Here is a 12,171-nt window from a genome sequence, read left to right as displayed (position 1 = left end):
AAGAGGGGAGAAAGAGAAGGCGAGGCCGAATCTACTGGCCGACGATCTCTGAATACATCGGCGCAAGTCGTGCCAGAAGTCTATTTTGCGTGGCCGTCGGTACCTTTCTTGCCTCCATGGCCTGAATGAGATCACTCACGACGGTATTGAACTGTGCCCTGTCGATATTCATGCCTCGGTGCGTCGCGGCCATGCTATCGCCCTCGTACTCACAGGGCCCGCCACTCACGGCGCAGAGCTGCAAAGCAAACTGCGTCCGAAAGCGTTCGATGTTAGTGTTGGCGAACAGCGGCAGGGAACGATCGTTGTCCGCCAGGGCATAGAGAAACTCATCCACGATGGCTTCGATACCCGCTTCCTGCCCGAGCTCGTGATAAAGAGCGTCAGGCTCCCGATTTACCGGGGCACAGGCGGAGAGAAGGACGGCCGTGGCGATGGCCGCGGGGATCAATGAGTGAATTGTAAAGATAGGTAAAAGCCTCTCTGGTCTGTTAATCCCGCGATGTCGCCAAGATCCGTGTAAGCCCCGATGACGGATACCCGCTTGCCCGGAAACCAGCCGACAAACAGATCCGCCCAGGCATCCTCCGCGACACTGTCAAGCTGATCCGGCTTCTGGCGATACTCCGCACCTACAACCCAGCGCCGGCTGAGAAACACGCCGAGGGAGCCCTCGGCAACTACCCGGGGGCCGCCGTCGGGTCCCCCGAAGCCCAGCAGACCCGTCTGGTTGGCCTCCGTGTAGCGAAGCGTGGCATTCGCGAAAACGTTTCGCCCGGCAAAAGCATCCAGCCAAAGGCGACTGGCAGACAGTGTGTAGTCCACGCCCCGATCATCCGTCGCACCCAATAACTCGGGGACGGTATTGTCGCGGTTTTTCTTCCACTGAATACCCGCGGTGATTACCGGTGTTTTACCGTAAATCAAATCGCCGCCCAAACGGAGCTTCGCGCCGATCACATCCTGCTGGATCTCAAGGCCCAGCGGCTCCACATCGAGGGTTTGTCGTGCATAGCTCAGCTCGAAGCGGTTGTGATAACTCACCGCCAGTCCAGCAACATCGAGGGTGAAATCATCCAGGGCGACGCGTGTTGCCGCAGCGCTCACGCCCATTTCACCAACATCGCCATAGCCGGCGAGTAATGCCCAGGGTACGATACCGCCCCCGGCCTGACCTTCGATCTGCTGGCCGCCGGAAGTCCCCAGCAGTTTGCTGTCTCCAACGGCGGTCAGAGAAGCCAGGGTCAGCGCGACAGACAGCAGTGCCGTTGCTGCTTTACAAGCCTGCATGATGATCCAGTGTTTCCGTAATGTGTGCGGTGTTCCGGGACTCCTGCTCCAGGAGCTCCCCCAGGGCATTGACGGTCATGGGTTTGGCGAGGAGGTACCCCTGAATGACGTCGCAATGCATGTCGCGAAGGAGGGCAAGGATTGCCGCCGTCTCCACGCCCTCTGCCACGACTTCGAGGCCCAGGTGATGGGCCATATCAATGGTAGAGCGCACGATCAGCCGGTCGCCAAGCTCCTCGTCGATGGTGTCTACAAGGCTGCGGTCCAGTTTTAACTCCCGCACCGGCAAGCTGCGCAGTTGCGCCAGGGAGGAAAACCCTGTGCCGTAGTCGTCGATGGAAATACGCATTCCCAGCTTCTCCACCCGCTCCATGTTGCGTCGGGCAGAGTCGGCATCGGCCATCATGGCGGTTTCCGTGACTTCCAGGACCACCGAGTCCACGGGAAGCCCGGCACTCTGTACATCCTCCAGAATCCCGTCGACAAAGCCGTCCTGAAGCACATCGAGTCCCGACAGATTCACGCTGATGGCGATGTCGATACCCGCCTTGCGCAGGTTTACCTGATCCTCGATTACCCGAGCTACGACCCATTCGCTGAGCTTGCTGATGATGCCTGTCTGTTCCGCAATGGTAATAAACTCATCGGGAAATACCTGGCCCAGCTCGGGATCGTCCCACCGGATGAGAGCCTCTGCACCGTTGATCCGACGTTCGCCAATGCTGAATTTGGGCTGATAGAGCAGATGGAACACGTCCTCGCCGATAGCCTCCTGAAGACGGTTGGCGATGCGGATCTGGCGCAGATGCGACTCATCCTGCCCCAGGGCATACACGGCAAACTCCTGTCCCTGGCTTCGTGCCAGGCTCAGGGCCAGCTGGGCACGGCGCTGAAGATCGTCAAAGTCCGTGCCATGGCCGGGGCTGAAGGAAAAGCCCAGGCGTAGTTCCGGACGTACGGGCACGCCGTTAATCAGCAGGGGCTCGTCGCTTTGCTCCTTGATTTTTTCGATGACGGAGTCTGTCTCGTCGGGACTCAATCCCTGTAAAAACAGGAGGATCTGCTGATCACCTACCCGACCCGCCATGTCGCCGCGGCGGAGACTGCGCGTCACCCGTTCCGATGCAGACCGCAGGACCTCGTCGCTAAACTCACTGCCATAGAGGTCACGCACCTGGGGAAGATTTTCCAGTTCCATAAGGGCAAGGCCAAAAGACGCCCGGGAGGGGTTTTCCCGAAGATAGCGTTGATAGAGGGTGTACATGTAGTTGCGATTGGGCAGCTGTGTGAGCAAATCATGTTGTGCCTGATGCTGTATTCGGGATTCACGTTCCGCAACCGTGTCCTGCATAACGCTGAGGGCTTCCGCCAGGGTGTCGAGCTCCGTGCCGCTGTTCAACTCGAGATGGTAGGAGTATTCACCATTGGCGATACGCTGGGCGGCGGTCACCATGTTTTTTACCGGCCCGGTAATCCATCGCGACGCCCCCAGGGCCAGGAGGATCGCCAGCACGAGGGCAATCAATGCAATAGCAATCAGCTGCATACGCAAAGGGTTGTATTCTGCGAGGGCGGCATCGAGGGACAGGGACAGCAACAGGTCCGTGCGCGTAGCGTTTGCCGTGGCATCGACTTTCAGGGGCAGGGGGCGCGTCAGCCAGCCCCGGTCCCGGAGGGCCTCCACGGCATCGTCGAGTTTGAGTGCCGCAAGCTCCTCGGCAAAGGCGAGGGTAGAGGTAAACTTCGTAGCCTCCGCCGCCTGCCCGGACACCACGAGACTGACGTCGGCATTGGTCAGTTGCGCTAACTCAGAGAGCGTTTCCTGGTCCACCTCGTCACCGATCACAAGCCAGCCGATGGGAGCTGGTGCGAGAACGGGGCTGATCACCAATTGATAAGGACGGCTATCAACCACCTCCAACATCGTGGTGGTTTTGAGGGAGTTCGTATCGATGCCCGTCAGGAGGGACGCCGGTACCTCCTGCGCATCCGCTGAGGTCAGCACAATAGATCGGTCTGTATCCAGGAGGATAGCCAGGTCCGCATTCAGACGTTCGCCGTGATTGGCCAGGGCAGAGAGAACAGTGTTTCTGTCGTTACTGGCAACCGCCGCCTTGAAGGCAAAGTCGGCGGTGACGACACCGACGCGCTCCTCGAGGGATTCCGCCCGCTGTGCGAGGGCAAAACGGGCGATGCGGTCCCGAACCTCCAGCTCGCTGCTTACCAGGGTTGTGACGTTGGCGTTGGCCGCACGCAGAGCAGCCACGGTGGATGCCAGAAGAGCGGCTCCCAGCAAACCTACCAGGAGCGCGAGTAAGCGACCCGCAAGACTATTTGGGATCACGGGAAAACTGCTTCAGAAGGGACTCCAGCTGGGCATTGCTCTTGGGTGCCTGGGGGTCCGACCAGGTGAAGGGAAGGGGCCAGGAATAAGTATCTGTTCCCACTTTTGTCAGGTCCTCAAGCGCGGTCTCCAGAGGTTCGTCACCGAGAGACGGGTGCCATATGCGCACCGCAGAGGTGCCCTCAGGCAGGCTGGCACGGCCGGAACTATTGCTCTGTACGATGGCATCGTTACTCACCACGACGTAGGCCTGCATGTTGTCGTGAATGTTGCAGCCCAGGGCGACGATACCCTCGTTCTCAAAGCGGACGGGATCGGCCTCGTTGGCGCGGTACAGCTTTCGTTCGAAGGCGTTTCCCTCGGAAAATGAGTACACGTGGTGGCGGGTGTCGTCACTGTTGGGGAAAAACACATTGGTGCCCGGCCGAACGCTGCTGATAAAGGGCTCGAAGCGTTTATTGCGCTGATCAATATTCCTCGAGGGCGTCGTCACGCTGGTCGCTGCGGCGTCCTGTGCAGGAGCGTTTTGTAGGGATAGGCTTCCTGAAATGGGCCAGACGATCACGTCGGAGACGGGGGCGCCGGTCTCATCCTCAAACAGCAGCTCCGTAGCGGCCATGGCCGCACCCGTAAGCAGGGCAAGAGCGCCGCCGAGAAGGAGTGTTACCGCGAAGCCTGCGACGGGTGCAGGTGCATCGAGCTTGGTGCTGGCTAGAAAAAGCCTCGGCATTACGAGGTCCTGAGGTGATATCTAGGATATGGCTGCGCATGATGCCATTCGCTGGCCAAGAGGCAAGGCAGAACGCACAATAGTCCTCAAATATGTGATCAAATTCCCTCTCCTGAACTCCCGTAGCGAGGCAGCATGCAAAATACAGTTTCGACCCTCTTTTCCCTGGCGGCTACAACGCTGTTGACGACTACTTTGGCGCTACCCGTGGGCGCGGCGGATTCACCGACCTTCATGGTCATCGACGGGCATAACGATCTGCCCTGGCAATACCATGAACGCTTCGGTAATCGCCTTGCACCCCTGGATGTGGCTGAGCGCCAGGAGGACATGGAGCCACCCCTGCACACGGATATTCCGCGCCTACGGGAAGGCGGTGTGGGGGCTCAGTTCTGGTCCGTTTACATCCCCATCGAGAGTTACGGCGGGGCCGCAGGCGATGCTGCGCGGGTTCTGCAGCAAATGGACGTGGTACGACGCCTCGTGGAGCGATACCCCGATGACCTGGCTCTGGCCATGACCGCCGCTGACATACGCAGCGCGGCCGCCGAAGGCAAAATCGGATCCCTCATGGGTATTGAGGGCGGTCACGCCATTGAGAATTCTCTGGGTACGCTACGGTCTCTGTACGCCGCCGGCGCCCGATATATGACGCTCACCCACAGCAAGGGGCTTGCCTGGGCGGACTCTGCCACGGATGCGCCGCGGCACGACGGTCTCACGGCTTTTGGAGAATCCGTCGTTAAGGAAATGAACCGCCTGGGAATGCTGGTGGATCTGTCCCACGTAACCGAGGCCACCATGCATGATGCACTGGATACCGTGACTGCACCGGTGATTTTTTCGCACTCCTCGGCGCGGGGCCTCAACGATCATCCACGGAACGTGCCCGACTCGGTGCTCAAACGCCTGCCCAAAAATGGCGGTGTCGTCATGGTGACCTTTGTGCCGGGCTACATTTCCCAGGATCGACGGGATTGGGACCTGGCGCGAGCCGGCGAGAAAGCGCGACTAGAAGCCATGTATCCCTACGATGAGGCCGTGCAGGAAGCGGGTCTGGCTAAATGGGAGGCCTCCCACACCAGGCCCGAAGCAACCCTGGCCCAGGTGGCCGATCATATCGACCATATCCGTAAGCTTGCGGGTATTGAGCACATCGGCCTTGGGGGAGACTTTGATGGCATCAGCGCCGTGGTAGAGGGGCTGGAGGATGTGTCCACCTATCCGGCGCTTTTTGCCGAGCTCAAGCGTCGTGGGTACAGCGATAGTGACTGTGAAGCGATCGGTGGCGAAAATGTGCTGCGGGTGCTCAAGGCCAACGAAGAGGAGGCGCAGCGCCTCCAGAAAAAACGTCTGGCAGAAGACCCGCCCGCAGATGCCATTGGCGCGGAGTAAATCAGGGGTTTCGCAGCGATGATGCGTGTTGTGTCTGCCATCCTGCTGATGGGCGTTTTTCTCGCCTGGCGAGCGATGGCGTCAGACACCCCCATGCCCGTAACGTTTTCCTCGGTTTTGGAGCTGAAAGCGCGCAAGGCTGATCGGGAACTGCGCTACGGAAGCGCGCCTTCCCAGACCGCGGCCCTGTGGATGCCACCGTTGAGAGCCAAGGGGCCGGTGCCGGTGGTTGTTCTGGTGCATGGCGGATGTTGGCTCCGTGACTATTCCGCTGAGCATATTTATCCCCTGGCGGCGCGCCTGGCTTCCGACGGTTATGCCGTCTGGGTGCCGGAATATCGACGGGTGGGAGAACCGGGAGGCGGCTGGCCAGGCAGCGCCGTGGACCTGACCCTGTCGCTGGACGCCCTGGCGGATTTGGACGATCCCCGTCTGGCCCTCTCCAAGGCGGTTATTGTCGGCCACTCCGCGGGGGGGCATCTTGGTTTGTGGCTTGCGGCAAGGGATGCATCCCTGGTCAAACCTCCGGTTCGCATCGCCGGCGTCGTTGGTCTTGCGGCGATTACTGATCTGGAAGTCTATGCCAGGGGGAGCAACAGCTGTGAGGCGGTCACGGCGTCGTTCATGGGTGGCACTCCCGAAACACGTCCCGGCGCCTACGCAAAAGCATCTCCGGCGGCGCTCTCTTATGCGGTCCCCGTAAGACTGCTGTGGGGTTCCGAAGACGCTATTGTCGGCCCGGAGCAGGTCACGGCGATGACGAGGGCCAGTACCCTGGAGTTGTCGGGAGCAGGGCACTTTGACTGGGTTCATCCCCAGACCCGGGCCTACGAGCGAGTTCGCGATGCGGTGTTTGATGTTCTCAGCGTGTCTATCCAACCCATGCCTCAGCACCCGGGTGCAGCGGCGCCGGTTTTGCAGCCTTGAGCAGGAAACAGCCTTGAGCGAATCAACAGCCTTGAGCGAATCAACAGCCTTGAGCGAATCAACAGCCCTGAGCAAGTCAACAGCCTTGAGCGAATCAACAGCCCAACTCGATAAAGAGGATCCCCTCGCGGCCTTACGACAGCAGTTTCATCTGCCGGATGACACGGTGTATCTCGATGGCAATTCCCTGGGCGCCTTGCCCAAGGGGGTGAGTAAAGCCGTAGCCGACGCGGTCGAGAAACAGTGGGGTGAGGATCTCATCAGCAGCTGGAACAAAAACGACTGGATACGCCTGCCGAACCTTGTGGGTGAGGCCATCGCCCCGTTTATTGGCGCGGCCTCGGGGCAGGTGCTCTGCTGTGACAGCATTTCCGTCAATCTGTTTAAGCTGCTGGCAAGCGCATTGGAACTGCAGGGCGAACGACGGGTGATTCTTGCGCTTGAAGAGGATTTTCCTACAGATGCCTACATCGCCCAGGGTATAGCCCGCCTGCTTGGGGAGGCGCGCTGTGAGCTTCGTCGGGTGGCGCCGGATTGCCTCGAAGATGCCCTGGATGAGGACGTCGCGGTGCTTATGCTCACGGAAGTTAATTATCGCAGCGGCGAGCGCTATGACATGGCGGTTATCACCCGGGCGGCCCACGCGGCAGGTGCCCTGGTGTTGTGGGATCTGGCGCACTCTGCCGGTGTCATGCCTGTAGAGCTTGATCGCGCGAATGTCGATTTTGCCGTGGGCTGTGGTTATAAATACTTCAACGGCGGACCCGGAGCGCCGGGGTTTCTCTATGTGAATCATCGCCATCAGAGCGACGTCCGTCAGCCCCTGTCCGGCTGGTTGGGCCACCGGGACCCCTTTGCTTTCGCGGCGGACTATGAGGCCGGATCTGGCGTTCAGCGCTATCAGGCGGGAACTCCGCCTGTCATCAGTATGGTGGCTCTCAGGGCGGCGCTCGAGGTATTGCAGCTCACCGACATTGCCCGGGTCCGCGATAAATCCCTCGCGCTTACCGCGTTTTTTATGCAGGGTCTGGCGTCCCGGGGCCAACTTGATGCCCTTGAGTGCCTCACGCCGGAGGAACCCGAGCGCCGCGGCAGTCAGGTAAGTGTGCGTCACGAGCAGGCCTGGGGAATCTCTCAGGCGCTGATTGAGGCGAAAGTGATCGTGGACTTTCGCGCACCGGATATTGTGCGCTTTGGCTTTGCCCCCCTGTACAACAGCTTTGCTGATGCGGAGCGCGCTCTGGACATCCTGGCCGAGGTGCTGGCCGACGAGCGGTATCTCCATGAGCGGTTCAGGCATCGTCCAGCGGTGACCTGATGACTGCGGACTCCCGTGTCAATGCATTGAGCTCGCGCGTTGTTTTGGGCGCGCTGCTGTTGATTTCTCAGGGTCTTGCAATGAGCGCCTTCGCGCAGTGGCCCGATGTTCCTGCACCACAGGCTACCCCGATCTTCCAATCCCGCGCCCTGGATGAGACGACGACAATAACGCGCTTTGCCTTTGGTTCCTGTTACAAAGCGCAAAAGCCGGGTGAGGAGGTATGGCAATCCATTGCAGAGGCCGGGCCCCAGTTCTTTGTTTTTGCGGGAGATACGCTATACCCCGATAGCGATGATGAGAGTCCGGAGCTCCCGCAGCTACGCGCTGCCTACAGGATGCTCGCGGATGCACCCGCTTTTGCTAAGTTTCGGGAGCAGACCCCTGTCTTCGCGGTGTGGGACGACCATGACTACGGCCGAAACGACGGTGGTGCTGACTTTCCCTGGCGACGGCAGTCGGAACAGCTCTTTGAAGATGCCTGGACCGCGGAGAGCGATGTCCGACGGACCCGCGCGGGGGTGTATTTCAGCAAAACGCTGGGACAGCCCGGTAAACGTCTTCAACTGATTGTGCTCGACACGCGCTTCTTTCGCTCACCCCTGCGTCCCAGTGATCGCTATGGCGCAAAGGGCAAGGAACGCTACGTTTTCGATGCCAGCGCTGACAAGACCCTCATGGGGTCCGAGCAATGGACCTGGCTTGAAACACAGCTGCAACAGGATGCCGATTTACGCGTCATCGTTTCGTCTATTCAGGTGCTTGCTGATGGACATGGCTGGGAGGGGTGGAAGCAGCTGCCCAGGGAGCGCGAGCGTCTCTTTGCATTGCTCAGGCAGTACGACACGGCACCTGTGCTCTTCCTCTCGGGCGATCGTCACGTAGCGGGGTTTTACGAGCGTGATATCGGTCTTCTAAACCCCTTAACGGAGTTCACCTCCTCGGCGCTCAACAACCCCATTTCCATTCCCAACCGCTATAACACCCTGGCCGAGGAAGGACCTTACCGGAAGGGAGAGCTCTACGGGGATGCGAATTTCGGATCTCTGGATATCGACTGGAAGGCCGGGATTGCCGAGCTTAATCTCCACGGTGCCGACGGGCGGATCGTGCGTTCACTGCTCAAACCTTTGGGCTATTGAGTTTTCCGGCGAAGCTCCCAGGTGTTGCTACACCGCGGCGTCAGAGCCCCAGGGCCACCAGGCCAATCACAATCAGGGTCGCCAGTACGGGAAAGACCACGGTGATAATCCCCACATCCTTGTAGGCCTGGCGGTGCGTCAGCTGCGTAATGGTCAGCATGGCGACCACGGCGCCACAATGGGGCAGGGAATCAACGCCGCCACTGGCCATGGCCGTGACCCGGTGCAACACCTCCGGCGCGATGCCCATGTCGATGTATGCCGGCGCCATGGATTGCATGAATATCTGCAAGCCACCGGAGGCGGAGCCTGTGATTGCCGAGACAAGGCTTACGGAGAAAAAAGCTGATATCAATGGAGGCAGGTCTGAGTTCAGGACCAGAGCGGTAAAATTGGCAAAACCCGAGGTCTGGGTGACCACGCCGCCAAAGCCAATGACAGCAGCCGTGTTGATCAGCGGCAGGATGGCATCCTGGGTGCCTCTTCCTGCCACCGTGAGGCCGTGGCGCCGCACGGCGGGAAACACCGCAATAGCGACGAGACTGCCCATGAAAAGTGCCGCGCTGGGCCACAGTATCGGCTGCGTGCCGGCGAATTCCAGTACCCGTGCGGCAGCGCCGCTACCGAGATCAGCGCCTCTCAAAAGACGGGGCATCAGGATGGTGCCGATGACCAGCCCCAGGGGAAACAAGGCGAGGGGCCAGGGGGGTAGGGCGGGCGTGTCACCCGCCGCCGCAATCTCATCCCGGGGCCCGGGCACAAAGCCCTCGCCGGCGGACTCCGCTTTTACCCGTTCCCGTTCGAGGTACAGCATGCCAAAACCAAACATCAGCAGGCCGCCGATAATGCCCAGCCAGGGCGCGGCGAACAGATCGGTGCCCAGGGCGCTGGCAGAAATGACGTTGTGAATGGATGGGGTGCCGGGAAGGGCCGTCAGAGTGAAGGTTCCCGATCCCAGGGCGATAGCGCCCAACAGCAGACGTTTGGGGATATTGGATTCCTGCAATAGCCGAAGGCCCAGGGGGTAAATCGCGAAGATCACGACAAAAACAACGACGCCGCCGTAGGTGAGCAACGCGCAGGCCACGGTACAGATGAGGAGCGCACGATGCGCGCCCAGGCGGCGGATAAGCGCCATAGCCAGGCTGCTTGCCGCGTGACTTTCCCCCATGATGCGTCCGAATACCGCGCCGGCGATAAACAGCAGATAGAAGCGACCCGCAAAACTGAAAGCTCCCAGGGGGCCCGATGCAAAATACTCGGTAAAACCCGCAGCCAGGGGGAGGTCGTTGCTAATAATGACAACGGTCGCGCAAATGAGTGCGGCGAATACGATGTCGATACCCCGCAAGGCCAGCCATATGAGAAGAATAACGCTGCCGATGAGCCCCGCCGATTCCATATTTCGTCACTTATTCTGTTTATAGAGAGAGGGCGAAGTGTATGAGGGGGCAGCGGGGGTGTACAGCGACGTCCTCGACGATGAGATTCCTGCGCACAGCGCCTATAATCACCGCCCCTTATCCGCTACCAGATGATCCTATGACTGTCAGAACTCGTGTTGCTCCCTCTCCCACGGGCGATCCCCACGTCGGCACCGCTTACATAGCTTTGTTCAACCTTTGCTTTGCGCGGGCGCATGGAGGTGAATTTGTACTGCGCATCGAAGATACGGATCAGGCCCGCTCCACCGCATCGTCGGAGCAGGCAATTCTCGATTCCCTGCGTTGGTTAGGATTGGATTGGGACGAGGGACCCGACAAAGGGGGTGAGCACGGCCCCTACCGACAGAGCGAGCGCATGGAAATCTATGGCGCCTATGCTCAGCAGCTTGTGGATGCCGGCAAGGCATTTGTCTGCTACCGCCGTCCCGAGGAGTTGAACGAACTGCGGGAGTCTCGCCGTGCCGAGGGTAACAGCACCGCCTTGAAGCCCTCAGATTTGCTACTGCCGCCCGAGGAAGTGGAGAAACGCCGGGCGGCGGGCGAGCCCCACGTTATTCGCATGATAGTGCCCGAAGAGCCGGGTGTCTGCGCGGTGCAGGATATGTTGAGGGGAGAGATTGCCCTTGATTGGAGCATGGTGGATGCGCAGATTCTTCTGAAATCTGACGGTATGCCCACCTACCACCTGGCGAACGTGGTCGATGATCATCTTATGGACATCAGCCATGTGATACGCGGGGAAGAGTGGATTAACTCGGCACCCAAACACCAGCTTCTCTACGAATACTTCGGCTGGGAGATGCCGGTGCTCTGCCACCTGCCCCTGTTGAGAAATCCCGATAAATCCAAACTCAGCAAGCGCAAGAACCCCACGAGCATTCTGTATTACCAGCGCATGGGCTTTTTGCCGGAGGCGCTGTGTAACTACCTGGGCCGCATGGGTTGGTCCATGCCCGACGAGCGGGAGAAGTTCAGTCTTCAGGAGATGCAGGACGTTTTTGACATTCAACGGGTCTCCCTGGGCGGGCCTATTTTTGACGTGGAGAAGTTGCGCTGGCTGAACGGTCTTTGGATTCGCGAAGATCTCACCCAGGAGCAGCTGGCCCAGCGCCTCGTAGAATGGGCCTTTAATTCGGATCAGCTGGCCGCTGTTCTGCCACATCTGCAGCCAAGAATGGAGACCCTCAGCGATTTTGCGCCTCAGGCGACATTCCTGGTGTCCGGGGAGCTGTCCCTCAGCGAGGAACAGTTTACGGCGCTGGGTTTGGAACCCGAGGCCTTGTTAAAAACCCTGCAGTTTGCCCTGTGGCGCCTCGAGGCTTTGCAGGATTGGAACCGGGATACGGTGTGGGAGGCGCTGAAAAGCCTCGCGGATAGTCTTGGGATCAAGGTGCGGGACTTCCTCGCGCCGCTGTTTATTGCCATCTCCGGCAGCCGTGCCTCTATTTCCGTGGTCGATGCCATGGGCTTGCTGGGCCCGGAGATGAGCCGTGCGAGGATCCGCCACGCTATTGAGGTCTGTGGCGGGGTTTCCAAAAAGGCGGTGAAGCGTCTCGAAAAGGAGTATCAGGCGCTCTAAA

The 12,171-nt window shown here is 59.8% G+C and carries 10 protein-coding genes; 5 read left to right on the top strand and 5 right to left on the bottom strand.

The window, feature by feature from the left end:
- Window positions 1–31: 31 nt before the first annotated feature.
- From KT71_RS12065 to KT71_RS12050, 4 genes are read right to left on the bottom strand one after another with little or no spacing between them, the layout of a single operon-like run.
- Complete coding sequence (locus KT71_RS12065; protein ID WP_008295107.1) at window positions 32–451, bottom strand: group I truncated hemoglobin; 420 nt, start codon at window positions 449–451, stop codon at window positions 32–34.
- The gene (locus KT71_RS12060) at window positions 448–1,290 is read right to left on the bottom strand and encodes a DUF3034 family protein (protein ID WP_008295108.1); all 843 of its coding nucleotides are present in this window, start codon (window positions 1,288–1,290) and stop codon (window positions 448–450) included. Before KT71_RS12060 ends, KT71_RS12065 begins: the two co-directional genes overlap by 4 nt.
- On the bottom strand, window positions 1,277–3,634 hold the full coding sequence (locus tag KT71_RS12055) for a putative bifunctional diguanylate cyclase/phosphodiesterase (protein WP_008295109.1): 2,358 nt from the start codon (window positions 3,632–3,634) through the stop codon (window positions 1,277–1,279). The genes KT71_RS12060 and KT71_RS12055 overlap by 14 nt, the downstream gene beginning before the upstream one ends.
- The gene (locus tag KT71_RS12050; RefSeq protein ID WP_008295110.1) at window positions 3,621–4,364 is read right to left on the bottom strand and encodes a cupredoxin domain-containing protein; all 744 of its coding nucleotides are present in this window, start codon (window positions 4,362–4,364) and stop codon (window positions 3,621–3,623) included. The genes KT71_RS12055 and KT71_RS12050 overlap by 14 nt, the downstream gene beginning before the upstream one ends.
- 135 nt (window positions 4,365–4,499) lie before the next feature.
- Here KT71_RS12050 and KT71_RS12045 point away from each other — a divergent pair, with 135 nt between their 5' ends.
- The 4 genes from KT71_RS12045 (at window position 4,500) to KT71_RS12030 (ending at window position 9,146) form a co-directional block, all read left to right on the top strand.
- Window positions 4,500–5,759, top strand: a complete 1,260-nt coding sequence (locus KT71_RS12045; RefSeq protein ID WP_023659705.1) for a dipeptidase — start codon at window positions 4,500–4,502, stop codon at window positions 5,757–5,759.
- Between the two features lie 18 nt (window positions 5,760–5,777).
- Window positions 5,778–6,686, top strand: coding sequence for an alpha/beta hydrolase family protein (locus KT71_RS12040; protein WP_008295112.1), 909 nt, complete (start codon window positions 5,778–5,780; stop codon window positions 6,684–6,686).
- A gap of 85 nt (window positions 6,687–6,771) precedes the next feature.
- Window positions 6,772–8,004: a kynureninase gene (gene kynU / locus KT71_RS12035; protein WP_040363212.1), complete on the top strand. Its 1,233-nt coding sequence runs from the start codon at window positions 6,772–6,774 to the stop codon at window positions 8,002–8,004.
- Window positions 8,004–9,146: an alkaline phosphatase D family protein gene (locus KT71_RS12030; protein ID WP_008295115.1), complete on the top strand. Its 1,143-nt coding sequence runs from the start codon at window positions 8,004–8,006 to the stop codon at window positions 9,144–9,146. Before kynU ends, KT71_RS12030 begins: the two co-directional genes overlap by 1 nt.
- A 40-nt stretch (window positions 9,147–9,186) precedes the next feature.
- Here the strand turns inward: KT71_RS12030 and KT71_RS12025 are convergent, their stop codons facing one another.
- Complete coding sequence (locus KT71_RS12025; protein WP_008295116.1) at window positions 9,187–10,548, bottom strand: GntP family permease; 1,362 nt, start codon at window positions 10,546–10,548, stop codon at window positions 9,187–9,189.
- 140 nt (window positions 10,549–10,688) lie between these two features.
- On the opposite strand from KT71_RS12025, the gene gltX reads away from it, so the two are divergent.
- Window positions 10,689–12,170: a glutamate--tRNA ligase gene (gene gltX / locus KT71_RS12020; protein WP_040362327.1), complete on the top strand. Its 1,482-nt coding sequence runs from the start codon at window positions 10,689–10,691 to the stop codon at window positions 12,168–12,170.
- Window position 12,171 lies beyond the last annotated feature (1 nt).

Source organism: Congregibacter litoralis KT71, from assembly GCF_000153125.2.
GTDB classification, from domain to species: Bacteria; Pseudomonadota; Gammaproteobacteria; order Pseudomonadales; family Halieaceae; genus Congregibacter; species Congregibacter litoralis.
This window is presented reverse-complemented; position numbering and strand designations above follow the sequence as displayed.

What these genes read in the sequence shown, in the direction of transcription:
- KT71_RS12060 (WP_008295108.1), bottom strand. Translation starts at nt 1,290, where the DNA reads ATGCAGGCTTGTAAAGCAGCAACGGCACTGCTGTCTGTCGCGCTGACC.
- KT71_RS12050 (WP_008295110.1), bottom strand. Translation starts at nt 4,364, where the DNA reads ATGCCGAGGCTTTTTCTAGCCAGCACCAAGCTCGATGCACCTGCACCC.
- KT71_RS12045 (WP_023659705.1), top strand. Translation starts at nt 4,500, where the DNA reads ATGCAAAATACAGTTTCGACCCTCTTTTCCCTGGCGGCTACAACGCTG.
- KT71_RS12040 (WP_008295112.1), top strand. Translation starts at nt 5,778, where the DNA reads ATGATGCGTGTTGTGTCTGCCATCCTGCTGATGGGCGTTTTTCTCGCC.
- KT71_RS12030 (WP_008295115.1), top strand. Translation starts at nt 8,004, where the DNA reads ATGACTGCGGACTCCCGTGTCAATGCATTGAGCTCGCGCGTTGTTTTG.
- KT71_RS12025 (WP_008295116.1), bottom strand. Translation starts at nt 10,548, where the DNA reads ATGGAATCGGCGGGGCTCATCGGCAGCGTTATTCTTCTCATATGGCTG.
- gltX (WP_040362327.1), top strand. Translation starts at nt 10,689, where the DNA reads ATGACTGTCAGAACTCGTGTTGCTCCCTCTCCCACGGGCGATCCCCAC.